At 72.1% G+C, this 25601-nt stretch carries 26 protein-coding genes and 1 tRNA gene; 12 read left to right on the top strand and 15 right to left on the bottom strand.

All coding sequences use genetic code 11. The annotated features are described in order from the left end of the window. The first annotated feature begins 60 nt into the window (after positions 1-60). The 7 genes from OHA58_RS29520 to OHA58_RS29490 all read left to right on the top strand — a co-directional run bounded on the left by OHA58_RS29520 (position 61) and on the right by OHA58_RS29490 (position 6735). Positions 61-843 carry an SDR family oxidoreductase gene (locus OHA58_RS29520; protein ID WP_405482555.1) on the top strand — a complete coding sequence of 261 codons (783 nt, stop codon included), beginning with the start codon at positions 61-63 and terminating at the stop codon, positions 841-843. Positions 844-853: 10 nt separating this feature from the next. After that, positions 854-2482: a thiamine pyrophosphate-binding protein gene (locus OHA58_RS29515; protein ID WP_405482554.1), complete on the top strand. Its 1629-nt coding sequence runs from the start codon at positions 854-856 to the stop codon at positions 2480-2482. Between the two features lie 15 nt (positions 2483-2497). After that, positions 2498-3442 (top strand): PDR/VanB family oxidoreductase, encoded by a 945-nt coding sequence (locus tag OHA58_RS29510; RefSeq protein WP_405482553.1) that lies wholly within the window; start codon positions 2498-2500, stop codon positions 3440-3442. 20 nt (positions 3443-3462) lie between these two features. Next, entirely contained in the window at positions 3463-3687 is a 225-nt protein-coding gene (locus tag OHA58_RS29505) for a recombinase-like helix-turn-helix domain-containing protein (RefSeq protein WP_100599058.1), read from the top strand. Positions 3688-3692: 5 nt separating this feature from the next. After that, positions 3693-4691 carry a Rieske 2Fe-2S domain-containing protein gene (locus OHA58_RS29500; RefSeq protein WP_405482551.1) on the top strand — a complete coding sequence of 333 codons (999 nt, stop codon included), beginning with the start codon at positions 3693-3695 and terminating at the stop codon, positions 4689-4691. Between the two features lie 136 nt (positions 4692-4827). Then, positions 4828-5499, top strand: coding sequence for a FadR/GntR family transcriptional regulator (locus tag OHA58_RS29495; protein ID WP_116503058.1), 672 nt, complete (start codon positions 4828-4830; stop codon positions 5497-5499). A gap of 195 nt (positions 5500-5694) precedes the next feature. After that, entirely contained in the window at positions 5695-6735 is a 1041-nt protein-coding gene (locus OHA58_RS29490; RefSeq protein ID WP_405482549.1) for a PAC2 family protein, read from the top strand. Between the two features lie 159 nt (positions 6736-6894). Here the strand turns inward: OHA58_RS29490 and mshC are convergent, their stop codons facing one another. The 5 genes from mshC to OHA58_RS29465 all read right to left on the bottom strand — a co-directional run bounded on the left by mshC (position 6895) and on the right by OHA58_RS29465 (position 10956). Beyond that, positions 6895-8124, bottom strand: coding sequence for a cysteine--1-D-myo-inosityl 2-amino-2-deoxy-alpha-D-glucopyranoside ligase (mshC, locus tag OHA58_RS29485; protein WP_405482547.1), 1230 nt, complete (start codon positions 8122-8124; stop codon positions 6895-6897). A 92-nt stretch (positions 8125-8216) separates the two neighbouring features. Then, a complete protein-coding gene (locus OHA58_RS29480; protein ID WP_405482546.1) occupies positions 8217-8657 on the bottom strand; it encodes an SRPBCC domain-containing protein in 441 nt (146 codons plus the stop codon). 121 nt (positions 8658-8778) lie between these two features. Continuing rightward, positions 8779-9615 carry an SCO1664 family protein gene (locus OHA58_RS29475; protein ID WP_405482545.1) on the bottom strand — a complete coding sequence of 279 codons (837 nt, stop codon included), beginning with the start codon at positions 9613-9615 and terminating at the stop codon, positions 8779-8781. Then, a complete protein-coding gene (locus tag OHA58_RS29470) occupies positions 9579-10169 on the bottom strand; it encodes a DUF3090 domain-containing protein (protein ID WP_266566185.1) in 591 nt (196 codons plus the stop codon). The genes OHA58_RS29475 and OHA58_RS29470 overlap by 37 nt, the downstream gene beginning before the upstream one ends. A gap of 100 nt (positions 10170-10269) precedes the next feature. After that, on the bottom strand, positions 10270-10956 hold the full coding sequence (locus tag OHA58_RS29465) for a histidine phosphatase family protein (protein WP_405482543.1): 687 nt from the start codon (positions 10954-10956) through the stop codon (positions 10270-10272). Positions 10957-11018: 62 nt separating this feature from the next. Between OHA58_RS29465 and corA the strand changes: the two genes are divergently transcribed. After that, positions 11019-12017: a magnesium/cobalt transporter CorA gene (gene corA / locus OHA58_RS29460; protein WP_405482542.1), complete on the top strand. Its 999-nt coding sequence runs from the start codon at positions 11019-11021 to the stop codon at positions 12015-12017. Between the two features lie 20 nt (positions 12018-12037). Here the strand turns inward: corA and OHA58_RS29455 are convergent, their stop codons facing one another. After that, positions 12038-12826, bottom strand: a complete 789-nt coding sequence (locus OHA58_RS29455) for a ferritin-like domain-containing protein (protein ID WP_405482540.1) — start codon at positions 12824-12826, stop codon at positions 12038-12040. A 237-nt stretch (positions 12827-13063) separates the two neighbouring features. Next, a complete protein-coding gene (locus OHA58_RS29450; RefSeq protein WP_405482539.1) occupies positions 13064-14119 on the bottom strand; it encodes an LLM class F420-dependent oxidoreductase in 1056 nt (351 codons plus the stop codon). 128 nt (positions 14120-14247) lie between these two features. On the opposite strand from OHA58_RS29450, the gene OHA58_RS29445 reads away from it, so the two are divergent. After that, entirely contained in the window at positions 14248-15231 is a 984-nt protein-coding gene (locus tag OHA58_RS29445; protein WP_405482538.1) for an aldo/keto reductase, read from the top strand. Then, the gene (locus OHA58_RS29440; protein WP_405482536.1) at positions 15228-17516 is read left to right on the top strand and encodes a helix-hairpin-helix domain-containing protein; all 2289 of its coding nucleotides are present in this window, start codon (positions 15228-15230) and stop codon (positions 17514-17516) included. Before OHA58_RS29445 ends, OHA58_RS29440 begins: the two co-directional genes overlap by 4 nt. A gap of 82 nt (positions 17517-17598) precedes the next feature. Here the strand turns inward: OHA58_RS29440 and OHA58_RS29435 are convergent, their stop codons facing one another. Beyond that, positions 17599-18300, bottom strand: a complete 702-nt coding sequence (locus OHA58_RS29435; protein ID WP_405482535.1) for a hypothetical protein — start codon at positions 18298-18300, stop codon at positions 17599-17601. Between the two features lie 47 nt (positions 18301-18347). Here OHA58_RS29435 and OHA58_RS29430 point away from each other — a divergent pair, with 47 nt between their 5' ends. Further along, the gene (locus OHA58_RS29430; RefSeq protein WP_067429589.1) at positions 18348-18536 is read left to right on the top strand and encodes a DUF5703 family protein; all 189 of its coding nucleotides are present in this window, start codon (positions 18348-18350) and stop codon (positions 18534-18536) included. A gap of 76 nt (positions 18537-18612) precedes the next feature. On the opposite strand, the gene OHA58_RS29425 is transcribed toward OHA58_RS29430, so the two are convergent. From OHA58_RS29425 to OHA58_RS29415, 3 genes are all read right to left on the bottom strand, one after another. Then, positions 18613-19362, bottom strand: a complete 750-nt coding sequence (locus tag OHA58_RS29425; protein WP_405482534.1) for a chaplin family protein — start codon at positions 19360-19362, stop codon at positions 18613-18615. A gap of 140 nt (positions 19363-19502) precedes the next feature. Further along, positions 19503-19736 (bottom strand): chaplin, encoded by a 234-nt coding sequence (locus tag OHA58_RS29420; RefSeq protein WP_405482532.1) that lies wholly within the window; start codon positions 19734-19736, stop codon positions 19503-19505. 151 nt (positions 19737-19887) lie between these two features. Continuing rightward, positions 19888-21213, bottom strand: coding sequence for a M20/M25/M40 family metallo-hydrolase (locus OHA58_RS29415; protein WP_405482530.1), 1326 nt, complete (start codon positions 21211-21213; stop codon positions 19888-19890). A 188-nt stretch (positions 21214-21401) separates the two neighbouring features. On the opposite strand from OHA58_RS29415, the gene OHA58_RS29410 reads away from it, so the two are divergent. Continuing rightward, positions 21402-21486 (top strand) — tRNA-Leu (locus tag OHA58_RS29410). 16 nt (positions 21487-21502) lie between these two features. Here OHA58_RS29410 and OHA58_RS29405 read toward each other — a convergent pair. The 4 genes from OHA58_RS29405 to OHA58_RS29390 are packed head-to-tail and all read right to left on the bottom strand — an operon-like array spanning position 21503 to position 25596. Beyond that, positions 21503-22729 carry an ROK family protein gene (locus tag OHA58_RS29405; protein ID WP_405482529.1) on the bottom strand — a complete coding sequence of 409 codons (1227 nt, stop codon included), beginning with the start codon at positions 22727-22729 and terminating at the stop codon, positions 21503-21505. Next, on the bottom strand, positions 22726-23712 hold the full coding sequence (locus OHA58_RS29400; protein ID WP_405482528.1) for an ABC transporter ATP-binding protein: 987 nt from the start codon (positions 23710-23712) through the stop codon (positions 22726-22728). Before OHA58_RS29400 ends, OHA58_RS29405 begins: the two co-directional genes overlap by 4 nt. After that, entirely contained in the window at positions 23709-24680 is a 972-nt protein-coding gene (locus OHA58_RS29395) for an ABC transporter ATP-binding protein (protein ID WP_405482527.1), read from the bottom strand. The genes OHA58_RS29400 and OHA58_RS29395 overlap by 4 nt, the downstream gene beginning before the upstream one ends. Further along, the gene (locus OHA58_RS29390) at positions 24673-25596 is read right to left on the bottom strand and encodes an ABC transporter permease (RefSeq protein ID WP_405482525.1); all 924 of its coding nucleotides are present in this window, start codon (positions 25594-25596) and stop codon (positions 24673-24675) included. Before OHA58_RS29390 ends, OHA58_RS29395 begins: the two co-directional genes overlap by 8 nt. Positions 25597-25601 lie beyond the last annotated feature (5 nt).

Genomic DNA, 25601 nt, shown 5'->3' with positions numbered 1-25601 from the left:
TGACCGCTACCGAGGCAGAGTCGCAGCGTACTACGGCGCTACGCGCCTTGAAGGAGAATCATGGATCTGGGCCTCGCCGACCGGACCGTCCTGGTCACCGGCGGCAGCTCGGGCGTCGGCCTGGCCACGGTCCGCGCCCTTCTGGACGAGGGCGCGCGCGTCGCGACCTGCGGCCGTGACGCCGACCGCCTCGCGAAGGCGGCGGCGCGCCTCGGCAGCGACCGCCTCCTGACCGGCGTCTGCGACGTGCGGGACGCGACGGCCGTACGGGACTTCGTCCGGCATGCCGCCGGCACCTTCGGGGGCCTCGACGGGCTCGTCAACAACGCGGGCCAGTCCCGCATGAAGAGCCTCGACGAGTCGACCGCCGAGGACTGGCGCGACGAGCTGGAGCTGAAGTTCTCCGGCGTCCTCAACCCGCTGCACGCCGCCCGCGCCCATCTCGCCGCGTCCGACGCCGCCTCCGTCGTGAACGTCAACGCGGTCCTGGCCAAGCAGCCGGAGACCCGGCTGATCACGACGAGCGCCGCCCGCGCCGGCATCCTCAACCTCTCCAAGTCCCTCGCCACCGAGCTCGCCCCCGAGGGGATCCGCGTCAACTCGGTCTGCCTCGGCCTCGTCGACACCGGCCAGTGGACCCGCCGGCACGCCGCCGCGGAGTCCGGGCTCTCCTACGAGGACTGGCAGGCGGAGCTCGCCGCCGACCGCGGGATCGCGCTCGGGCGGCTCGGCCGGGCCGAGGAGGTCGCGTACGCGATCGTCGCGCTGCTCTCGCCGCGTGCCTCGTACATCACCGGAACCAGCATCGACGTCTGCGGCGGAGTCGGCCGCTCCATCCTCTGAGGAGACCACCATGCGTTACGACACCGGAGGCGATCTCCTCGTCGCCGTTCTGCGGGAACTGGGCATCGACACGGTCTTCGGGATCGTCAGCGTGCACAACCTGCCGCTCGTCGAGGCCGTCGACCGTGAACTGCGGTTCGTGCCCGTGCGGCACGAGGCGTCCGCCGTCAACGCGGCGGACGCCTACGGCAGGGCCGGCGGCACGCTCGGCTGCGCCCTCACCTCGACCGGGACGGGCGCGGGCAACGCGGCCGGCTCCCTGATCGAGGCGCTGGCGTCCGGCACCTCCGTCCTGCACATCACCGGGCAGGTCGAGTCGGAGTTCCTGGGCAGCGGCCGCGGTTTCATCCACGAGACCAAGGACCAGCTGGGCATGCTGACGGCGGTCTCCAAGTACGCCGCGACCGTGCCGTCCACCGACGCGGCGGGCCGCATCCTGCGCGAGGCGGCCCGCGTCGCGCTCACCGCGCCGGGCGGCCCCGCTAGCGTGGAGTGGCCGGTCGACCTCCAGTACGCGGCCCAGACCGACACCGCCGTGGAGGAGTTCACGGAGGCCTCCGTGCCCGCGCCCGGTGACGACGAACTCGCCGCCGCGGGCGCCCTGCTGGCCTCGGCCGAGCGGCCGGTGATCTGGGCCGGTGGCGGTGCCACGCGCGCCCGTACCCAGCTCGCGGACCTCCTCGCCGCGACCGGCGCCGCGCTGATCACCTCCAACTCCGGGCGCGGCGCCGTCCCCGAGGACCACCCGCAGGTCGTCGGCAACTTCGCGACGACGCCGGCCGGGCGCGCCCTGCTCGCCGACGCCGACGTGCTGCTCACGATCGGCACCCACTTCCGGTCCAACGAGACCGCCGACTACGGCCTCGATCTCCCCGCCGCCCACATCCAGATCGACCTGGACGCGGACGCGCTCGGCCGTGTGTACCCGGCCCCGCACGCGCTGCACGGCGACGCCGCCGGCGTACTGGAGCGGCTGCTCCCGTACGCGAAGCCCGCCGAGCCGGGCTGGACGGCGCGGGCCACCACGGTCCGCGACGAGGTGCGCGCCACCCTGCACGACAACATCGGCCCGCAGGCCGCCATCTGCGACGCGATCCGGGCCGCGCTCCCCCGCGAGGCAGTCGTCGCCCGCGACGTCACCATCCCGTCGAGCAGCTGGGGCAACCGGCTCCTCGACATGTACGACCCGCGCGACAACGTCTTCCCGCGCGGCGGCGGCATCGGGCAGGGCCTCGGCATGGGCATCGGGGCCGCGCTCGCCAGGCCCGACGCGCCCACGGTCGTCATCGCCGGTGACGGCGGGCTCGCCGTGCACCTCGGTGAACTGCTCACCCTCGCCCAGGAGCGCCCCCGCCTGACCCTCCTCGTGTTCAACGACGGCGGCTACGGCGTCCTGCGCAACATGCAGGACCGGCACAGCGACCGCCGCTCCGGCGTCGACCTCGCCACGCCCGACTTCGAACTCCTGGCCCGGGCCTGCGGGTTGCCGTATCTGCGGATCGCCGCCGCCGAGCATGCGGAGCCCGTCATCTGCGAGGCCGTCGCCTCCGACGGGCCGACGCTCGTCGAGGTCGACCTCGCGGCGCTCGGCCCGATGAAGAACCCGTTCACCCCGCCCGTGAAGATCCCCACCGCGTAGGGAGGCCCCGCAGCCATGACCGCAACCGACGAGACCCTCCTGGACCTCCTCGTACACCGCATGACCTGGGAGGCCGACGGCGTCCTCTCCGTCGAGCTGACCCACCCGGACGGCAAGCCCCTGCCCGCCTGGGAGCCCGGCGCGCACCTCGACGTCCACGTGGGCGGGCAGGTCCGCCAGTACAGCCTGTGCTCGGACCCGCGCACCCCGGCGTCGTACCGCATCGGCGTCCTCAACGAGCCGTCGTCGCGCGGGGGTTCGCGCCATGTGCACACGAAGCTGCGCCCCGGCGGGCGCGTCACGGTGTCGGCGCCGCGCAACCACTTCGCGCTGGAGGACGCGCCGGGCTACGTCTTCGTCGCGGGCGGCATCGGTGTGACGCCGATCCTCGCGATGGCCCGCGAGGCCGCGCGCCGGGGCGCCGCGTGGCGCATGGTGTACGGCGGTCGCAGCCGTGCGTCGATGGCGTTCGTCGACGAACTGACCGCGCTGGGCGGCGATCTGACAGTGGTGCCGCAGGACGAGCAGGGCCACATCGACCTCGCGTCCGCTCTCGCCGGGCTGCCGGAGGGGACGCTCGTGTACTGCTGCGGTCCCGAGCCGCTGCTCGCCGCCATCGAGGCCCTCTGCCCGGCGGACCGGCTGCGCGTCGAGCGGTTCGCGGCCCCGGTCGTCGAGCGGTCCGCGGACGACGAGGCCTTCGAGGTCGAGTGCCGCACCTCCGGGCTCACGCTCACCGTCGGCGCCGACACGTCGATCCTGGAGGCGGCGGAGGCGGCCGGCCTGGACGTGGCCAGCTCCTGCCGCGACGGGATCTGCGGGTCCTGTGAGACCCGGGTGTTCGACGGCACGCCCGACCACCGCGACTTCCTGCTCTCCGACGCCGAACGGGCCGCGGGCGCCTCGATGATGATCTGCGTCTCGCGCTGCGCCTCCGGCCGCCTGGCCCTCGACCTGTAACCCCTTCCCTGGAGGCACGTGTGACCACCACCTGGCCGTACCTGGACGTCCACCAGTCCCGTACGCACGAACCCACCCCCTACGAGTACAAGCTGGCCGCCACCCTCGAAGAGGTCTTCACCAAGGACGGCCACGAACTCGCCGACGTCATCCGTGGGCTGAACGCCCGCCAGGTCCACGCCCCCGACGGCGCCCCGTGGACCGAGGACTCGTTCCGCGCCGAGATGCACCGACTGGGAGCGTGACCCCGATGACCGCCGACCACATCTACGCGACGGGCCTGCGCAACCAGTGGCACCCCGTCGTGCCGTCCTCGTTCGTCGCGCCCGGCGCCATGCGCAAGGTGACCGCGCTCGGCGAGCAGTGGCTCCTGTTCCGCCGCTCCGACGGCACGCTGTCCATGCTCGCGGACCGCTGCCCGCACCGCGGCGCGCCCCTGTCGCTCGGCAAACACCTCGGCGACCGGGTGGCGTGCTGGTACCACGGCGTCGAGGTCGAGGGCGACGGCACCGTCTCCTCGGTGCCCGGCCTGCCCGGCTGCAACCTGGAGGGCAAGAAGCTCGTCAGGTCGCTGCCCGTGCGCGAGGTGGGCGGCGCAATCCTCGCCTACTTCGGCGACGAACAGCACCCGGAACCGGCCGAGTTGAAGCCCCCCGAGCCGCTCACCGACCCCGGCACGGAAGCGATCCTGTGCTACGCGGAGTGGGAGGTGCCGTGGCGCTACGCCGTCGAGAACCTCCTCGACCCGATGCACGGCGCGTTCCTGCACCACGACTCGCACACCATGTTTGACGGTGACACGACGGCCAAGTTCCGTATCCGGGAGACCGACCGGGGCTACTTCTTCGAGAAGACCGACCAGCGGGGCGTCAACTTCGACTGGGTCGAGCTGTGCCACACCGGCATCGACTGGGTCGACCTGTCCATCCCGTACCCGCCGTCGGCCGGTCCCGGCGGCCCGTTCGGGATCGTCGGCATGGTCTGCCCGGTCGACGAGCAGCGCTGCGGCGTCTTCTTCTGGCGCTACCGCCGGGTCGAGGGCTGGCAGCGCGACACCTGGCGCTTCCTCTACAAGACCCTCATCGAGGAGCGCCACTGGGAGGTGCTCGAACAGGACCGCGTGATGCTGGAGGCCATGCCGGCGGACGCCGACCAGCGCGAGAACCTCTACCAGCACGACCTGGGCGTGGTACGCCTGCGCCGCATGTACCGGGCGGCCGCGCAGGCCCAGGCGGGCGCCGCGGGCTGACGTCCGGGCGCGGTGCCGGTACGAGTACGCCGGCACCGGCACCGCGCGCCCCCTCACTACCCACATAATGGGCCGATACATCGGAGGTATTGGCGCTCCAGACGGTGGCGCTCCAACCGAGGACAGGGAGGCCGCCATGGCTGTCACCGACGAGGCCATCGAGAAGATCAAGGGCATGATCGTCTCCGGCGCCCTGCGCCCGGGCGACCGGCTCCCCAAGGAGAGCGAACTCGCCGCCGACCTCGGCCTGTCCCGCAACTCCCTGCGCGAGGCCGTACGCGCCCTGTCCCTCATCCGCATCCTCGACGTGCGCCAGGGCGACGGGACGTACGTCACGAGCCTCGACCCTCAGCTCCTCCTCGAAGCCCTGAGCTTCGTCGTCGACTTCCACCGCGACGACACCGTCCTCGAATTCCTCGCCGTGCGCCGCATCCTGGAGCCGGCCGCGACCGCGATGGCAGCCACCCGGATCGACGAGGCCCGGCTCGACGCGCTCGCGGCCCAGCTGGACGCGCTCGGAGCCGCGCCCTCCGTGGAGGAACTGGTCGCCTCCGACCTGGAGTTCCACCGCGGCATCGTGCAGAGCTCGGGCAACTCGGTCCTGTGCTCGCTCCTCGACGGCCTGTCAGGACCGACGACCCGCGCCCGCGTCTGGCGCGGCCTGACGCAGGAGGACGCGGTCAGCCGGACCCTGCACGAGCACCGGGCGATTCTGGCGGCGCTGCGCGACGGTGACGCGGAGGCGGCGCGGTCCTGGGCGACGGTGCACATCGCGAGCGTGGAGCAGTGGCTGCGCTCCACGCTCTGAGCCCGGCCGCACGGCCGGTTCCGCTACGGGCGTGAAGGGGGAGTGCGAGGGCGCATTGCGGGGCAGTGATCCGGTCACTCCCCCGTACAAGGGGGCTGCGGATGGCCCTCGCGGACGCCGTAAGGTGGGCAGGTACGCGATGGGGGTCCCCCCAGGCCATGAGGGCACTGGGGGAACGTCGGAAGGAGGCGCTGGGTGATCGAGCTCGAGGGAGTTCCCGAGCTGGTCGACCCGGTCATGGTGGCCGCGTTCGAAGGCTGGAACGATGCCGGTGACGCCGCCTCCGCCGCGGTCGCGCATCTCGACAAGGAGTGGAAGGGCGAGGTGTTCGCGGCGCTCGACGCCGAGGACTACTACGACTTCCAGGTCAACCGGCCGACGGTGTGGCTCGACGGCGGCGTGCGCAAGATCACCTGGCCGACGACCCGGCTCTCCGTGGTCAGGGTCGGCGGCGACAAGCCGCGCGACCTGGTCCTGGTCCGGGGCATCGAGCCGTCGATGCGGTGGCGTTCGTTCTGCAACGAGCTGCTCGGCTTCGCGCACGAGCTGGGCGTCGAGCTGGTCGTCATCCTGGGCGCGCTGCTCGGCGACACCCCGCACACGCGGCCCGTGCCGGTCAGCGGCGTCACGTCCGACGCGGACCTGGCGCGCACCATGGACCTGGAGGAGACCAAGTACGAGGGTCCGACGGGCATCGTCGGCATCCTCCAGGAGGCCTGCACGCACGCGGGCGTCCCCGCGGTCTCCCTGTGGGCGGCGGTGCCGCACTACGTGTCGCAGCCGCCGAACCCGAAGGCGACGCTGGCCCTGCTCAACCGCCTGGAGGACCTGATCGACCTGCGCATCCCGCTGGGCGAGCTGGCCGAGGACTCCCGGGCGTGGCAGCTGGGCGTGGACCAGCTGGCGGCGGAGGACAGCGAGGTCGCCGAGTACGTGCAGTCGCTGGAGGAGGCCCGGGACACCGCGGAGCTTCCCGAGGCGTCCGGCGAGGCGATCGCCCGCGAGTTCGAGCGCTATCTGCGGCGCAGGGACGGCGGCGGCCCTGCGGGCGGTCCGGCCGGCCACGCGACGGACGGCGGCGACACGGCGTCGTACCTGCGGGACACCCCGAGCGAGCGCACCCGGCCGCCGCGGCCCCAGCGCCCCGATCCGGGCACGGAAACCCCCGGCGGGACGGGTGACACGGACACGCCCTCGGACTCCGGGGACGATTCCTCCGAGGACTCGCCGGAGTAGGACGAAGACGGCTCAGCAGGGGCGGTGCACACATGGTGTGCCCGCCCCTTCGCTGTGCGCCTGCTGTCGCACGGGCACACGTGACCGCCCCCGAACTCCGTGGAGTTCGGGGGCGGTTGAGGGATGTATACCCCGGGACCGGGCCCGGGACCGAGGTGTCTAGAGCGCCACTCCCAGCAGGGCGTCGACCGCGCGGGACACCACGCCGGGCGCCCCCTCGTCCGTGCCGCCCTGCTCCGTCTGAAGGGCGGCCCAGCGGTCCACCGCGAGGAGCGCGGACGGTGCGTCGAGGTCGTTCGACAGCGCCTCGCGGATCTCCTCGACGAGCGTCGCGGCGGACGGACCGTCGGGGCGGGACACGGCGGCACGCCACCGGCCGAGCCGCTCGACGGCGTCGCTCAGGACCTGGTCGGTCCACTCCCAGTCGGCCCGGTAGTGGTGCGAGAGGAGCGCGAGACGGATCGCGGCCGGGTCGACCCCGTCGCGCCGCAGCTTCGAGACGAAGACGAGGTTGCCCTTGGACTTGGACATCTTCTCGCCGTCGAGCGCGACCATGCCGGCGTGGACGTACGCCTTGGCCATCGGGAACTCGCCGGTGAGGACCTGCGCGTGCGAGGCGCCCATCTCGTGGTGCGGAAAGGCCAGATCGGACCCTCCGCCCTGCACGTCGAAGCCCATGCCCAGGTGGTCGAGGGCGATGGCGACGCACTCGATGTGCCAGCCGGGCCGGCCGCGGCCCAGCGAGCCGCCGTCCCAGCTCGGCTCGCCCTCGCGGGCGGCCATCCACAGCATCGGGTCGAGCGGGTTCTTCTTGCCCGGGCGGTCCGGGTCACCGCCCCGCTCGGCGGACAGCAGCCGCATCGCCGCGGCGTCCAGGCGGGAGACCTGGCCGAAGTGGGGGTCGGTCTCGACGGAGAAGTAGACGTCGCCCTCGAGCTCGTAGGCGGCGCCCATGTCCCGGAGCCGTTCGACGAGCGGCACGATGCCGGGTATCGCCTCGACGGCTCCGATGTAGTGCTGCGGCGGCAGCATCCGCAGGGCGGTCATGTCCTCGCGGAAGAGGGCGGTCTCGCGCTCCGCGAGTCCGGTCCAGTCGACGCCGTCACGGATCGCGCGCTCGAGCAGCGGATCGTCGACGTCCGTCACGTTCTGGACGTAGTGAACCTGCCGCTTGGTGTCGAGCCACACGCGCTGAACGAGGTCGAACGCGTTGTAGGTCGCCGCGTGACCCATATGGGTCGCGTCGTACGGGGTGATCCCGCAGACGTAGATACGGGCGACGGGACCGGGCTCGAGGGTGACGAGGCCATCGGTCGCGGTGTCGTGGATCCTCAGGTCGCGGCCCTTGCCAGGCAGGACGGGGACCTCAGAAGCGGGCCAGGCATGCATGCCATGAGCCTAACCGGACGGAGCTTCCGCATACGAACCGGACCGGGTCCGATGGCCGGGAAGGCCCTCTTGCGGTCCGCTCGGGTGCCATGTCAGGCCTCGACGGTGGCACGGATGGCGCCCGAGAGTCCGAAGTGGCGGATGCCGTGCAGCAGATGGGCTCTGAGTCCCGTCACGAAGTATGTCCACCCCTGGGTCTGCCCGACGGCACGCGCGGCGCCCTCCAGGCTCTGCCCCATGGGCTGCTCGGTGATCGTGAGAAGGGTGGCCGCGCCGTCGTCGGCCCGCTCCAGCTCGATGGTCACGTCTCCCCCGGGCCAGCTCCACGAGATCAGCCGGTCCGTCTCCACGGGCCCGACCTCGACGTCGAAGGTCGCGTCGACATGGCCGAAACGCCAGGTCACCGTGGTGTTGGGGATCATCGGGGCGGAGGCGTCCGACGTGAAGAAGCTGGACAGCTCCTCCGGGCTCACGATGGAGTTGAACACGTCCTTCACAGGCCGGTCGATCCGGTCCTCGACGATCAGTTTCACGGCGTGGCCTCCGTTCTGAGGATCCCCTGGGGGTCTCTTCGAACGTAGCCGCAGCCACTGACATGCGCCCCCGGACGACGCGGACGGCAGGGCTCGAACAGGCCGGCTCAGAGGGGCCGGCTCAGACGGGCGGCCACGGGATGGCCGGCCACTCCCCGCTCGGCGCCCGGTGCTTCCCGGTCGTGAGCATCGAGTCGACCCGTGCGCGTACGGCGTCCAGCTCGGCCTCGGTGATCAGCTCCGCGAGCCGCAGCGCGAGGGGTTTCCCGGTCCCCAGGGCGCCCGTGAGCGCCTTCAGGGCCTCGGTCGCCTCTCCGGTCAGGGGCTCCCCCGCCCAGCCCCACAGGAGCGTGCGCAGCTTGTCCTCGGTGTTGAAGGAGACGCCGTGGTCGATGCCGAACAGGCGCCCCTCGGCGTCGACCAGGAGGTGGCCGCCCTTGCGGTCGCCGTTGTTGATCACCGCGTCCAGCACGGCGAGGCGCCGCAGCCGTACGTCGTCGGCGTGCACGAGCAGCGCCGTGCGCCCCTCGCCGACCTCCGCGAACCCGACGGCCTTCCAGCCGTCGCCCGCCTCCTCGCCCTCCACGAGAGCGAGCAGCTCAGCACCCTCGGCGGGCTCCTCGGGCTGGTCGATCCAGAGCTGGCACATGCCTTCGCCGTACGGCCCGTCGCGCAGCACGGTCGGCGGTACGAGGCTCCAGCCGAGGGCCTCGGAGACCTCGTAGGCGGCGACCTCGCGCCGGGCGAGGTTGCCGTCGGGGAAGTCCCACAGGGGGCGCTCGCCGGCGACGGGCTTGTACACGCACGACGCCGCACGGCCCGCGTGGGTGACCGTGCACAGGAGCACCGCGTTCGACGCCTCACGGATGCGCCCCTGGACCGCCAGCTCGCCCCTGGTGAGGAGGTCCGCGTCCGAGACGGTCACGCTCCTCGCCGGTATCCGTTCTGACGCGGGCATACGTGTCCCTCCGGGTCGAGCGGCAGACTGCACAGGGGGCACGGCGGACGCCCCGCGTTCACGACGTCCAGGGCGCGCTTGGCGAACGCGCGCGCCTGCACGCCGGTGAGCCGGACCCGCAGCATCGGGGGGCCGTTCTCCTCGTCCTGGAGCAGCCGTTCCTCGGCCTCCGCGAGGTCCTCGTCGGAGTCCGCGTCGAGCTCGACGAGCGCCTGCGCCTCGACGATCATCCGCTCCTCCTCGCCGTCCCAGGCGAGGGCCATCGTGCCGACCCGGAACTCCTCGTCGACGGGCGCCTCGAGAGGCGCGGTGTCGTGGATCTCCGTGGGCACGACGGCGGGCACCGGCGCGTTCCCGCCGCTGCGGCGCACGACCTCGTCGAGGAGCTCGTCCATGCGCTCGGCGAGGGCGGCGACCTGGGTCTTCTCCAGGGCCACACTCGTCACACGGGCGCCGGCCGAGGCCTGGAGGAAGAAGGTGCGGCGCCCAGGGAGCCCGACCGTGCCGGCCACGAAGCGCTCCGGGGGGTCGTAGAGGAACACCTGACGGGACACGTCCTGTCTCCATTGGAATCGACTGCTGGGACCGACTGCTTGATCGGGCGCGGCAACAACTGCAGTTACTGCGACGGCTTCACCCTACTGCGGCGGACGATCACGGGGCGCCCGCACCGCCCCCGACCGGGGCGTCCCCCTCGGCCGGCTTCTCGCGCGGGGCGAGCGACGCGAAGTCGCCGGTGTCGCCGAGGCGGACGAGATAGGGGCGGAGCCGGGTGTAGCGGATCGCCGTGACCGAGCAGGGCTCCACGGAGATGCGCTGGAAGAGGTCCAGATGAAGCCCTATGGCGTCCGCGACGAGCGACTTGATGATGTCGCCGTGGGAGCACATCAGATAGGCGGCGTCCGGGCCGTGGTCGCGCTCCACGCGCGCGTTCCACTCGCGTACGGCCTCCGCGGCCCGGTGCTGCATGGCCCGCATGGATTCGCCGCCGGGGAACGCGGCGGCCGACGGGTGCTGCTGCACGACCTCCATCAGCGGGTCGTCGACGAGCTCGGCGAGCTTGCGGCCCGACCAGTCGCCGTAGTGGCACTCGCCGATGCGGTCGTCGGTGTGCAGGGTGAGTTCCGGGCGGGCGGCGAGCAGCGGGGCCAGGGTCTCCTGACAGCGCTGGAGGGGGCTCGTGACGATCTCGGCGAGGGGCACCGCGGCGAGCCGCTCCGGCAGCGCGGCGGCCTGCGCGGCGCCGCGCTCGTCGAGGGACACACCGGGGGTCCACCCGGCGAGCAGGCCCGCGGTGTTGGCGGTGGAGCGTCCGTGCCGGACGAGGATCAGCGTGGGCATGCGGGCCAGCCTAGGCCCAGTGCGACATGCGGCCCGGTCGCCCCCTGGGAAGAATGCGAAGCGTGATCGTCGACTGCGGCATCTATCGCGACGGGCGCAGGACCGAGGGGCCCGCGGACTTCTCCCACGCGCTCGCCGAGGCCCGGGCCGAGGGCCACTCCTTCGTCTGGATCGGCCTGCACGAGCCGGCGGAGGACGAGTTCGATCGGGTCAGCGAGGCGTTCGGGCTGCATCCGCTGGCCGTCGAGGACGCGCTCAAGGCGCATCAGCGGCCGAAGCTGGAGGTGTACGACGACTCGGTGTTCGTGGTGCTCAAGCCGGTCGTGTACGAGCCGGACGGCGACAAGGTCTCGTCCGGTGAGGTCATGCTCTTCATGGGCGACTCGTTCGTGGTGACCGTCCGGCACGGCGAGGGCGCACCCCTGAAGGCCGTACGCAAGCGGCTGGAAGCCGACCCCGACGTGCTGCGGTACGGGCCGACAGCGGTGTTGTACTCGATCGCCGACGCGACCGTCGACCACTACCTGGAGGTCGCGACCGAGCTCCAGACCGACATGGAGGAGCTGGAGGCGGAGGTGTTCTCGCCGGAAGGGGGCGGCTCGCGCAACACGGCGTCCAGGATCTACACGTTCAAGCGCCAGATCCTGGAGTTCCGCAGGGCCACGGGCCCGCTGTTGCTCCCGATCGCCCGGCTTTCCGGAACCGGCCAGTCCATTGGGTCCGTGCCCTTCGTGCACGACTCGGCGCGGCCGTTCTTCCGCGACGTCAGCGACCACCTCCTGCGCGTCAACGAGTCGGTGGACGCCCTCGACCGGCTCGTCTCGGACATCCTGGCGGCGCACCTGGCGCAGATGGGCGTGCGGCAGAACGACGACATGCGCAAGATCTCGGCGTACGCCGCCATGGCCGCGGTCCCGACCCTGATCGCGGGCATCTACGGCATGAACTTCGACCACATGCCGGAGCTGCACTGGCTGTGGTCGTATCCGATCGTGATCCTCGCGATGCTCTCCCTGGAACTTCTGCTGTTCCGGACGTTCAAGCGGCGCGGCTGGCTGTAGTGCGCGCCTCCCGCGGGGGCCTACGCGAACTCGACGGCGCTCGTCGCGGGCCCGCCCAGCGCGTTGCGCCGCTCCGGCATCTCCAGGGACACCATCCGCCGCCAGCCGACCAGGCGTTCGTACGCGTACACGGCATGGATGCCGGCCGCGAGCAGGGCCGCCTTGGGTTTCGGCCAGCCCAGGATGTGCCCCATGTGCTCCATCACGGCGAGGCTGACGTCGCGGTAGACGCGGATCTCCTCCAGGGCGCACTCGCGCAGGATGCGCTGGATGTCGCGGCCGTGGCCCGCGTACGCGAAGCGCAGCAGCTCCTCGTGGCAGTACGCGAGGTGGTTGTCCTCGTCGGCCGAGATCATCTTCACCGCGCGGCCGATGTCGGGGTCGTCCGCGAAGTACTTGCGCAGCACGTCCATCTGCTCGGAGGCCCGCTGCTCGGTGACCCGGCTGTGGGCGAGATACGTGACGACGTCCCGCACGGTGAGCGGCTCGTCGGCCTTGAGCTGCTGGTGCGCGAGGCCGATGCCGTGCTTCTCCAGGAGCATCGTGTAGTCGGTCTCCGGCGGTACGTCCACGGGTTGCAGGCCGCGCTTCTTCATCAGTGCGTTGAAGATCCGCCCGTGCTTGTCCTCGTCGGCGCCGTGCCGCGCCACCTTGGGCGCGAGGTCCCGCTCGCTGAGGGGGACGAGCATGGCGATACGGCCGTTCTCCCAGCCTCCCTGCGACTCCCCGCTCGCCGCGATGGAGCAGAAGAGCCGGAAAGACTCGTCGTCGTCGAGGATCTCCTGGAACAGACTCTTGGCCGACAGCATCTCTGGCACCTCCGTGCGCGCCGCGCGTTCCGTGCGGGGTTCCGCCGAAAACGAGTCAAATACGGCATGCCGGACCGGGCAACAGCTGTGTGGGGCCACTCGGCCGAAGGAAGGACCCCGAGAGAGGGTCTCGGGGCGTAACCAGGTGCCCGATGAGACGTTGTTACCCGTGACGGCCGTGGCGGGGAAGACCCCCGAGCCCCCACCACGGCCGCAGAACTTTCCCTCTCCCCCGCGTTACGCCAGTCCGGCCCGCTCAAGGGCCTCGGTGCCGGCCCGCAGGGCCGCGATCCGCTCGTCGAGCGTGAAGCCGGCGGGTGCCAGCGTCAGGGTCGTCACCCCGGCAGCCGCGTAGGCCTGCATCCGCTCGGCGATCCGCTCCACGGAGCCGAGCAGCGTCGTCGAGTCGATCAGCTGGTGCGGCACCGCGGCCCCCGCACCCTCCTTGTCGCCGCCCAGGTACTTGTCCTGGATCTCGGCGGCTTCCTTCTCGTAGCCCATGCGCTGGGCGAGCTGGTTGTAGAAGTTCTGCTTCCGGCTGCCCATGCCGCCGACGTACAGGGCGGTGTACGGGCGGAACATGTCGGCGAGCGCGGGCACGTCCTTGTCGGCGCCGAGCGCGAGGGGCAGCGTCGGGACGACGTCGAAGCCCTCCAGGGTCTTGCCGGCCTTCTCGCGCCCCGCCCGCAGGTGCGTCAGGGCGGTCTCCTCCAGGTGCTCGGCGGCCGGGAAGATCAGCAGAGCGCCGTCGGCGATCTCGCCGGTCTGCTCCAGGTTCTTCGGGCCGATCGCCGCGATGTAGAGCGGGATGTGCTCGCGCTGCGGGTGCACGGTCAGCTTGAGCGGCTTACCCGGGCCGCCCGGCAGCGGCAGCGTCCAGTGCTCACCCTCGTACGACAGCCGCTCGCGGCCCATCGCGCGGCGCACGATGTCGACGTATTCGCGGGTGCGGGCGAGCGGCTTGTCGAACTTCACGCCGTACCAGCCCTCGGAGACCTGCGGGCCGGAGACGCCGAGGCCGAGGCGGAAGCGGCCGCCGGACAGGGAGTCGAGGGTCGCGGCCGTCATCGCGGTCATCGCGGGCTGGCGGGCGGGGATCTGCATGATGGCGGAGCCGATGTCGATGCGCTCGGTCTGCGCGGCGACGTAGGAGAGCACCGTGGGCGCGTCAGAGCCGTAGGCCTCCGCGGCCCAGCAGACGGCATAGCCGAGCTTGTCGGCCTCCCGTGCGACGGCCAGGTTGTCCGCGTCCATTCCGGCGCCCCAGTAACCGAGGTTGATGCCGAGCTCCATGGCCGATCCCCTTACTGATCAGTAACGTCCTTTGTCCGGGCACCCTAGCGCGCCGGTTCGGGGGTCGGCAGAGGCCGGTTGTCCACAGGCCCCCAATAACCGACTTCCGGCCAGTAATCTCAGCGCCCATGGAGCAGAGGCATCTCGGCCGCACCGGCCTGCGCGTGTCCCGGATCGGGCTCGGCACCCTCACATGGGGCCGCGACACCGACGAGCACGACGCCGCGGACCTGTTGAAGACCTTCTGGGAAGCGGGCGGCACACTCGTCGACACGGCCGATGTCTACGGGGGCGGGGAGGCCGAGTATCTCCTCGGGCAGCTCGTCGAGGGCCTCGTGCCGCGGCGCGATCTGGTCATCGCGACGAAGGCGGGCAGTGTGCCCGACCCGGACCGCCGCTTCGACGGCTCGCGCGCCCATCTCCTCTCCGCCCTCGACGCGTCCCTCGCCCGCCTCGGCACGGACTACGTCGACCTGTGGCAGGTCCACGCCTTCGACCCGGCCACCCCGCTCGACGAGACGCTCCAGGCCCTCGACATAGCGGTGAGCAGCGGCCGCGCCCGGTACGCCGGCGTCTCCAACTTCTGCGGCTGGCAGCTGGCCAAGGCCGGCACATGGCAGCTGGCCGCACCGGGGACACGCACCCGGCTCGCCAGTACGCAGATGGAGTACTCCCTGCTCCAGCGCGGGGTCGAACGGGAGGTCCTGCCCGCATCGCTCGACCTCGGTATCGGTCTGCTCCCGTCGTCACCGCTCGGCCGCGGGGTCCTCACCGGCAAGTACCGCAACGCCACGCCTGCCGACTCGCGGGGCGCGTCCGACCACATGGCGCCCTTCGTCGCGCCGTACCTCGACGACGCCGCGACCCGCATCGTCGACGCGGTCACCACGGCGGCGGACGGCCTCGCGGTGACGCCGCTCCAGGTCGCCCTCGCCTGGATCCGCGACCGGCCCGGGGTGGCCGCCCCCATCATCGGCGCGCGCAACTCGCAGCAGCTCACGGCGGCATTGTCAGTGGAGGCCCTTAGTCTTCCTGACGAGATCTGCCAGGCGCTCGACGACGTGTCGGCGCCCGTGCACCGCTATCCCGATCAGGACTGGAGCACGCTGTGAGTACGGAGCCCGCTGCCGCGGAGGGCCACCCGGGCCCGGCCGACACCGACGCGCCCCGCGCCGGGCAAGGCGCGGAGGCCACCGGCCCCGAGGAAACCGGCCCCGAGGAATCCGGCGCCGAGGAAGGGGCCGCCACCCCTGATCCGGCCGAGACGGACGAGGGAGCCGATGCCGGCGCCCCCGCCGCGGAGCCCGCCGCCGAAGGCGAGGGCGAGTCCGAGGCCGCTGCCGAGATCGCCGCGCAGCGGGAGTTGCAGGAGCGGATCGCCCAGCGGAAGGCGGCCAAGGAAGGGCCCATCGCGGCCGGGGGGAAGCTGAGCGGTACGGCCGCTGATCTCCTCGCCGCGGTCAGGGCCGTCGAGAGCGGTGAGCGGCCCGCCACCGTGTTCAGCGAGCCGGCACCGGCTCCCCGCAAGGTCGTCGCCGAGCCCGTCCGCCGTGCACCGGCCGCCGCGCCCGCGGGGCCTGCCGAACCGGCCGCGGAGGCCGTCGACGCCGTGCGGGCCCTCCTGGCCGAGGGCGGCGCCCCCGCCTCGCTCGCCGCACCCGCCGCCGCGACGCTCGGCGAGGGCGCGGACAGCGCGCTCCGGGAAGACCCCTGGCAGCTTCTGCGGATCCCGGGCGTGCGCCCCGAGCAGGCGGACGGCTTCGCCCGCGCGCTGCTCGGCGCCGAGTGCGGCCCCGACGACGAGCGCAGGGGCCGTGCCGTCACCGTATGGCTGCTGGAACAGGCCGCGGTCGCGGGGCACACCGCCCTGGACGCGCCACTGCTCGCTCAGGCGCTGGGCAAGCGCGCCGTGCCCGACCCGGACGAGGCGGTGCAGAGCGCCATCGCGGAGGGCGACGCGCTCGTCTTCCAGGACGCGCTGGAAGAGCCGCCCGGTGGGCACGCCCGCGCCCCGGAGAGCAGCCAGGAGACCGCAGCGCAGGACGGCTCGGAGGACGACTCGCAGGACGGCTCGCAGGACGGTGACGAAGCCGAGCGGCCGGTCCGGGTGCTCGTCGGCCTCGAGCGGTACGCGCTGGCCGAGGAGAGCCTCGCCGACGCGCTCGCCCGGCTGGTCAACTCCCTTTCCAAGGAAGACAGTTCGCAGGCCCTCGCGGACTGGGAGCCGGCCGCTGCGGCGGCCGCCGGTTCCACCGCCGAGCTGATCAGGGCGGCCGCCGGACACGGCCTCGTCCTGCACACGGGCGCCGAGGCGGCCCGCGCCGAGCCCGCCGCACTGGTCCAGGCCGCGGCGCGCCTAGGCCTGCGCGTGTGCTCCGCGGCGCACAGCGTCGACGGGCGGCGCCGCCTCGCCGAGCACTTCGGCCCCGGCACCCCGGAGGGCACCGCGGTCACCGTGTCCGGCCTGCTGTCCGGCACCGAGGGCCCTGGCCGGGACCGGGACGGCGCGCTCGCGGTGGACCTGCTGGTGGTCCTGGACGCGCCGCAGCTCGACGTGGAGACGGCCGCGATGCTGGCCGAGTCGCTCCCGGACGGCGCGCGGCTCGTCCTCAGCGGCGACCCGTCCGTCCTGTGGTCCGCGGGCCCCGGCCGGGTCTTCGCGGATCTCCTCGCGGCCCGCGTGTGCCCCCAGATCGCCTCCCGCACCCCGGACCCCGGCCCGGTCGGCGAGCTGGTCTCCGGCATCGGCGTGGGCGAGCTGAACGAGGTGGCGGCCCCCGGCAAGGAGGTGGTGATCGTGCCGGTGCGCGACGCCGCCGAGGCGATCCACCGGGCCGTACAGCTGGTCGCCGACTCGGTGCCGCGGGCGATCGGCGTGCCCTCCGAGCAGACCCAGGTCATCACCCCGGGTCACGGGGGCGCCGCCGGGACGCGCGCGCTGAACGCGGCCCTCAAGGAGCGCCTCAACCCCGGCCCCGGCCGCTTCGGCGGCTTCGACCCGGGCGACCGGATCGCGTACGTACCGGCCCCTGGCCGCACGGTGCCCGGCCGGGTGGTGCGGGCCGACGCGGAGGGACTGCACCTGGACTGCGCCGGGACCCCGGTCGTCGTACCGCAGGACGCGGTGGAGCGGACCGTGCGGCACGGGTGGGCGCTGACCGCGCACCAGGCGGTGGGGCTTCGGTGGCCCGCGGCGGTGGTCGTGCTGCCGGGCGACGCGACGCAGGCGCTGAGCCGCCCGTGGGTGTACACGGCGTTCGGCCGCGGTGAGCGGCACCTCTCGGTGGTGCACGGCGCGGACGCGGCCCTGCCGCGCGCCGTGGCCGAGGTCCCGGCCAAGCCGCGTACGACGCGTCTGCAGACCCTGCTGAGTGCGCAGGTCCCGCCGACGCAGTAGGCGCACAGCGGCAAGCGGGAGGGGCGGGCGGACCGAAGTCCGCCCGCCCCTCCCTCACTCGCTCACGCCGTCACCGGCCGTGTCAGGTCGGTTCCACCCCGTCCCCCGTGGCGCCCGCGACCGCGTCCGGCCCGTCGTCCGCGAGGTCGCCGTCCAGCTCGTCGTCGAAGACGGAGCTGACGTCGAAGCGGCAGACGACCCGCTGCGGATCGGCCTGGTCGAACGGCGCGTCCAGCCACTCCCCCGGCTCCGCCGGATCGTCCGAGGCCGTCACCCACAGCGTGGAGTCGCCCTCCTCCAGGCCGAACTCCTTGTGCCGGGAAGCGATTTCGTCGGGTTCGAACTCTCCGAAGAGGACGCCGAGGGCAGCGTGCACGCTGTTCCCGATGGTCCCGACGGCCGCCGCGGCGCCGTCGCCGAGGTCCGAGTCGGCCTCCACGTCGGCGACCCGCTGGGCCTGTGCGAGCAGTCGCTGCGGCTCCACCACGGCGTAGTCGCGGCGGATGAGCACGCTCAGGGCGTTCGGCTCCTCGGGGCCGGTGTACGGGGGCAGCGAGTCCTCCGTACCGGGAATCTCGAAGGGGGTGACCTCGTCGTAGCGGTCGTAGAGGAGCTCGTCGTACTCCTCGGCCGCCGCGGCCAGTTCGTTGAACGCTTCGTAGACGGCCGGATCGTCCTCACCCGACCTGCGCTCGACAGCCGCCAGGTGGCGGTCGAGCGCAGCCTTGACCGCCTCGGCGGCGGCGCGTACCTCGGCAGCGGTGGGCTGCGCAGCATCAGACATAGAGCAGACGCTATCCGTACACGGCCCGTGCCCGCACAATAGATGCGATGCCGGAATACGAATTTGTCGACGTGTACGTCCCTCGCGGGGTGTCCCGCAAGGACGCCACACGCCTGCTGACCGACCATGCCGAGTACGGACACTGGGAGTTGGACCGCCTGAGCCTGCTGCGTGACGGCAGCCGCAGAGTGCGGTTGCGCCGGCGGATCATCCGCCAGCTGCGCGCCACGTGGTGAGTGAACGGAGCGGGCCCCGTCGCTACTGGGCCCGCTCCGTTCCGCACCTTCTCAGTCACGCCGCGTCACGCGGCGGTCACACGCCTGACCGCGCGCGCCGGTAGAGGAGCGCGCCCGCGAGCAGGGCGCCCGCACTGGCCGGCAGGACGGTACCCAGCGGCATCGAGCTGCCGGTCTCGGCGAGCTGCTCCGAACCCTTGGGCTGGGTGACCGTCTGCGTCCCCGGGTGGTTCGGGGTGCTGGGGTGGCTCGGGGTGCTGGGGTGGCTCGGGGTGCTGGGGTGGCTCGGCTTCGACGGCGTGCCGGGGTGATGGGGCGTGCCCGGCACGGGCTTCGTCGGCGGCTTGGTCGGCGGGGTCGTCGGCTCGTGGCCTCCCGGCGAGTTCGCGCAGTCGTTGCCTCCTGCGGGGTTGAGAAGCCCGATGACCGAGACGCTGTTGCCGCAGGCGTTGACCGGCACGTGGACCGGGACCTGCACATGGTTGCCGGAGCCGACACCGGGCGAATCGCTCGTGCCCCCCTCGGCCGTGGCGCCGCCGCCGTGGTGGTGGTGGCTCCCACCGGGGTGGCCACCTCCCGGCTTCGACGTGTTGGCACAGTCGTTGCCCGACGCGGGGTTGAGCAACCCGACGACGTTCACTGTGTTGCCGCACGCGTTGACCGGGATGTCCACGGGGAGCTGGATCGTGTTGCCGGAGAGGACGCCGGGCGATCCCGACGAGCCCCCCTCGGCACCGGAGTCTGCGTGTGCGTAGCCACCGGACACGGCGAGTACGCCGGTCGCGGCCGCCACGGTGATCAGGCCTTTGCGCGTGACCTGTCGCATAGCTTTAACCTGCCTTATGCCTTGCAGAATGCGCACGGGCATCCATACGCGTGCGCGGAATGCCCAATCGGCCCCGGAGCGCATGGCGCGCACTCCGGGGCCGACGGACTCAGGCCCTCAAGGGGCGATGCACAACAGCGTCACTTGTTGACGCAGGCGTTGCCGAAGGCGGGGTTCAGCAGCCCGATCACGGACACCGTGTTGCCACAGGCGTTCACCGGGATGTGGACCGGAACCTGGATGACGTTGCCCGAGATCACACCGGGGTTCTTCACGGCAGCACCCTGGGCACCGGCGTCGGCAGCGGCGATGCCCGCGCCAGCGAGCACGAGACCACCCGTGGCAGCCGCAGCAGCGACGACCTTCTTGATCATTATTCCTCCTTGTTGGCAATGCAGTCCCAGCCGCGGACTGCACCCCCTGTAACGAGGAGGGGCTGATGAGGCTACGAGCCTATGTTTCCTTTCACTCTTTCCAGTCCCGTGCGTACGCGCAGTCGAATACCGGCGGCGCGGTCCCGCCGGGTCAGGACGCGTCGATGAACCGGTCGAGCACGCGCACACCGAACTTGAGCCCGTCGACCGGAACCCGCTCGTCGACGCCGTGGAACATGCCCGCGAAGTCCAGCTCCGGCGGCAGCTTCAGGGGGGCGAAGCCGAACCCGCGGATGCCGAGGTCGTCGAAGGACTTGGCGTCGGTGCCGGCGGAGAGCATGTACGGCACCGCGCGGGCGATCGGGTCCTCGGCCTGGAGCGCCGTCTGCATGGCGTCGACGAGCGCACCGTCGAAGGTGGTCTCCAGGGCCTTGTCCGCGTGCACGTCCTCGCGCTTCACGTTCGGGCCGAGGATGCGGTCCAGGTCGGCGAGGAACTCCTCCTCGTAGCCCGGCAGATAGCGGCCGTCGACGTGCGCGGTGGCCTGCCCGGGGATCACGTTCACCTTGTAGCCGGCGGCGAGCTGGGTCGGGTTGGCGGTGTTCTGCAGCGAGGCGCCGATCAGCTTGGCGATGCCGCCGAGCTTGGCGAGCGTCTCGTCCATGTTCTCGGGGTCGAGCTCGGTACCGAGCGCGTCGCCGAGCTCGTCGAGGAAGTGCCGCAGCGTCTTGGTGACCCGCACCGGGAACTTGTGCCGCCCCAGGCGCCCGACGGCCTCGGACAGCTCGGTGATCGCGTTGTCCTTGTGGATCATCGAACCGTGGCCGGCGGTGCCGTCCACGGTCAGCTTCATCCAGTGCATGCCCTTCTGGGCCGTCTCGACGAGGTAGAGCCGCAGCTTCTCGTTGACGGTGAACGAGAAACCTCCGACCTCGCTGATCGCCTCCGTGCACCCCTCGAAGAGGTCCGGGTGCTTGTCGACGAGGTGCCGCGCGCCGTACGTGCCACCCGCCTCCTCGTCGGCGAGGAAGGCCAGGACGATGTCGCGCGGGGGCTTGCGGCCGCTGCGCAGCCGGTCGCGGACGACCGCGAGGGTCATCGCGTCCATGTCCTTCATGTCGACGGCCCCGCGGCCCCAGACGCACCCGTCGGCGATCTCGCCGGAGAACGGGTGGTGGGTCCAGTCCGCCGCGTTGGCCGGTACGACGTCGGTGTGGCCGTGGATCAGGAGCGCGGGCCGCGAGGGGTCCTCGCCCTGGATGCGGGCGACCGTGGAGGCCCGGCCCGGGTGCGACTCGAAGATCTTGGGCTCGAGGCCCACCTCGGCGAGCTTCTCCGCCACGTACTCGGCGGCCTTGCGCTCGCCGGGGCCCGAGTGGTCGCCGTAGTTGCTGGTGTCGATCTGGATCAGCTCACGACAGAGGTCGACGACCTCGTCCTCGCCCGAGACCGTCCTGCCCGTGCTCGACTCGCTCACGCCTGTTCCTCCCACTGTCGTTGCTGGTGGTCCCCCTCATCCTCTCTCTCCTGAGGCCGCGGCCCAAGGGCGGGCGGGGGTCGTCATCCGCCGTTCACAGCGAAGGGGCGGCGGGATCGGGCACCCCTTCGGGCCTGGTAATGTTCTCTCTGTCGCCGCGGGGAACACCCCGCGAAGACAGACACCTTGTCCGGGTGGCGGAATGGCAGACGCGCTAGCTTGAGGTGCTAGTGCCCTTTATCGGGCGTGGGGGTTCAAGTCCCCCCTCGGACACCGGCAGGAACCCCAGTTAACCTGGGGTTTTTTGCATTTCCGGCCCCTCTGCCGGACCTCTCTCCGGCCCCCTCCCCGTCAGACGCTCGAAGAGCAGCGGGCGGGCGGCGCGCAGGGCCGTGGTGATCGCTCCGAACAGGACCGCGTCCGCTCCCGTCCTGCTGGGCTCGACTCGGGGGCGCAGCGGGGTGAGACGGTGCAGGGTCTCGCCGACCGTGGCGAGCAGGAGGTCCGCGCCCCGGCCGACGCCGCCGCCGAGGACCACCAGATCGGGGTCGAGGACGGCGGTCACGGAGGCGACGGCCAGGGCGAGGCGCTCGCCTTCCTGGCGTACGGCGGCGAGGGCGGCACGGTCGCCGGTGCGGGCGGCGTCGAAGACACGCTTGGCGGTGAGAGGTCCGGTCATGCCCCGGGTGCGGGCGGCGCGGACGACGGCATCGGCGGAGACCGCGTCCTCCAGCATGCCGCGCCGGGGGGCCGCTCCCGACGCCGGTACGCCGTCCAGCGGCAGGAAGCCGATCTCGCCCGCGGCGCCGTGCGCGCCGAGGAAGAGTTCGCCGTCGGCGACGACGCCCATGCCGAGGCCGGTACCGATCAGGACGTACACGAACAGATGACTGCCGGAGCCCGCGCCGAAGGTGTACTCGCCGAGCGCCGCGAGGTTGGCGTCGTTGTGGACGGAGAGCGGGGTGCCGAGCCGGTCGCGCATGCGCTCGACGAGGCCGGGGCGGCCCCAGCCGGGCAGGTTGACGGCGTAGCGGACCCGGCCGGTGTGGCGGTCGAAGACGCCGGGGGTGCCGACGGCGGTGTGCACGATGTCGGCCTGGCTCAACCCGGCGTCCGCGAGGGCCTGTTCGGCGCAGGTGACGGCGGCGTCGGCGACCGCTCCCGCGCTGCGGCCCCGGTTGCGTAACTCCGTACGGGAGACGATCTCGCCCGTCAGGTCGGCCACCGCCGTGCGCAGCCGGGCGCGGCCGATGTCGATGCCGAGGACATGTCCGGCACGCGGGTCGGGTTCGTAGAGAACGGCGACGCGTCCCCTGCTCTGGGCATGAGTGCCTGCCTCACGGACCAGGCCCGCGCGTTCCAGGGCGGCGAGGGCGGAGGAGACGGTGGGCTTGGACAGGCCGCTGTCGCGCGCGAGTTGGGCGCGGGAGGCAGGGCCTTCGAGGCGCAGGCGTTCGAGGAGCAGCCATTCGTTGTTGCTGCGCAGGCGCCGGCGGTTCCAGGGGGGCGTGGTCACTGGGCGCCCTCGGGCGGGGCGGTGACGTGGCAGGCCGCCGTGTGGCCCTCGCCGACCGGCTGCAGGCGCGGGGTGACGTGGTGGCACTGGTCGACGGCGAGGGGACAGCGGGTGCGGAAGCGGCAGCTGGGGGTGGGGTCGATGACGACGGGCGGGTCGGTCTTGGCGGCGGCCGCGTCGACGTCGAGGGGGGCGCGCGGATCGGGGACGGCGGACAGGAGCAGCTCGGTGTAGGGGTGGCGGGGGTGGGCGAGGACGTCCTCGGTGGGGCCGGTCTCGACGACGTGACCGCCGTACATGACGGCGATCCGGTCGGAGAGATAGCGGGCGCCGGCGATGTCGTGGGTGATGTAGAGGATGGAGACGCCCTCCGTCTCGCGCAGGTCGGCCATGACGTTGAGCAGGCCGATGCGGATGGAGACGTCGAGCATGGAGACGGGTTCGTCGGCGAGGATCAGTTTGGGGCGGTGGGCCAGGGCCTGGGCGAAGCCGATGCGCTGGCGCTGGCCGCCGGAGAGTTCGTACGGGAAGCGGGAGAGGACCTCGGCGGCGGGGGTGAGGCCGACGGCCTCGACGACCCGCTCGGCCTCCGCCCGGCGCTCGGCGCCGCTCAGTTCGGGGCGGTGCAGCTTGAGGCCGCGCAGGATGCCGTGGGAGACACGGTAGGCGGGGTTGAGGGAGGCGAAGGGGTCCTGGAAGACCATGGGGACGTCGCCGCGGTAGGCGAGCTTGGCCCTGCGGCCGCGGTGGGCGGTCAACGGCTGTCCCTGGTACCGGATTTCGCCGCGGGTGGGCTTGTGGACCTGGGCGACGAGGCGGGCGAGCGTGGACTTGCCGCTCCCGCTCTCGCCGACGAGGGCGACGATCTCGCGTTCGCCGATGGCGAGGTCGACGTCGTCGACGGCGTGCAGGACGCTGCGGGTGAGCCCGGTGCCGACCTTGAAGTGGCGGGTGAGGCCGATCGTTTCGAGGAGAGGGCTCATGAGGCGGCCTCCGTGAGGTGCAGCAGGCAGCGGGAGCGGGCCGCGCCCACTTCGTACAGGGCGGGCTCGCTGACGTGGCACCGCTCGTGGACGAGGGGGCAGCGCGGGGCGAAGCGGCAGCCGGCCGGGGGCGCGGCGAGGTCGGGCGGGCTGCCGGGGATGCCGTGCAGCGGGACGCGGGGGCCGCGGATCGAGGGGAACGCTTCGAGGAGGCCGCGGCTGTAGGGGTGGGAGGGGTGGTCGAAGACGGTGCGGGTGGGGCCCTGTTCGACGACCTGGCCCGCGTACATGACGAGGAGCTGGTCGGAGAAGTGGCTCACCAGGGACATGTCGTGGGTGACGAACACGACGGCGAAGCCCAGGAGCTGCTGGAGTTCCTTGATCTGGACCATGAGGGAGCGCTGGGCGACGACGTCGAGCGCGGAGGTCGGCTCGTCCATGATGACCAGGTCCGGGGTGAGCAGCAGCGCCATGGCGATCATGGCGCGTTGGCGCATGCCGCCGGAGAGCTGGTGCGGGTAGCTGTGCAGATGGACCGGGTCGATGCCGACGAGGTCGAGGACCTCGGCGGAGCGGGCGCGGATCTCCTCGTTCGTGTAAGTCCCGTGGGCGGCCATGGCGTCCTTGTACTGGGCGGCGAGGGTGGCCACCGGGTTCAGGGCGTTCATGGCGGACTGCAGGACGACGGAGTAGTCGCGCCAGCGCAGGGCGTTGAGTTCGCGTTCGCCGAGGGTGACGAGGTTCTCGCCGCGGAAGCGGACGGTGCCGCCGGCGATGCGGGCGGGCGGGTTGAGCAGCTGCGCGACGGCGAACATCAGGGTGGACTTGCCGCAGCCGGATTCGCCCACGACGGCAGCGAACTGCCCTTTCTCCACGGCGAGATCGACGTGATCGACGGCCGTGACCGGGCCGCGTGCGGTGTCGTAGACGACGGTCAGATCGGTGACGCTCAGCAGGGGTTCAGGCACCTCTGCGCCTCCTTCGTACGGGACGCAGGGCCGGGTTGCCGATCTCGTCGAAGGCGTAGTTGACGAGGGCGAACGCGACGCCGAGCAGGGCGACACACAGGCCGGGGGCGATGGACCACAGCGGGGTGCCGGTCTGCAGGGCCTGCTGGTTCTGGGCCCAGTAGAGCATCGTGCCCCAGCTCTGCGAGTTCGGGTCGCCGAGGCCGAGGAACTGCAGGCCGGCCGCGCTCAGCACCGAATAGAGCGCGGCGCCGAGGAAGTTGGCGACGATCAGGGACGTCATCGTCGGCAGGACTTCGCAGACGATGATGTACGAGCGCCGCTCGCCGCGCACCCGCGCCGATTCCAGGAAGTCCCGGTTGCGCAACGACAGGGCCTGGGCGCGCAGTTGGTTGGCGCCGTAGGACCAGCCGGTGAAGACGAGGACGGCGAGGATGACGGTGAGCGAGCCCTTGCCGGCGTACTTGGCGAGGATGATCACCAGGGGGAACGCCGGGATGACGAGGACGACGTTCGTCAACAGGGACAGCAAGTCGTCGGCGAGGCCGCCGAGGTACGCGGCGGAGACTCCGATGATCACGGACAGGACGGTGGCGAGGGCACCGGCCACTACGGCGATGACGAGTGATTCCCGTGTGCCGTAGATGAGTTGGGAGTAGATGTCCTGGCCGAGCGCCGTGGTGCCGAGGAGATGGGCGGTGGACGGGTCGAGGCGCGGGGCGAAGTTCGCCTCGTCGGGGTGGTCGACGGAGGTGAACAGGCCCGGGAACGCGGCGACGACGGTGAAGATCAGCAGGATCACCGCGCCTGCCATGGCCTTCCGGTTGCCCCGGACGGCCCGCCAGAGGCCGCCACCCGCCCTGGTGCGGGCGGGGGCCTTCTCGGGAGGTGGGGCGGTGATGGCGGTGGTGGTCATCGGGC

This window comes from Streptomyces sp. NBC_00009 (genome assembly GCF_045040855.1).
GTDB lineage: Bacteria > Actinomycetota > Actinomycetes > Streptomycetales > Streptomycetaceae > Streptomyces > Streptomyces aureus.
This window is presented reverse-complemented; position numbering and strand designations above follow the sequence as displayed.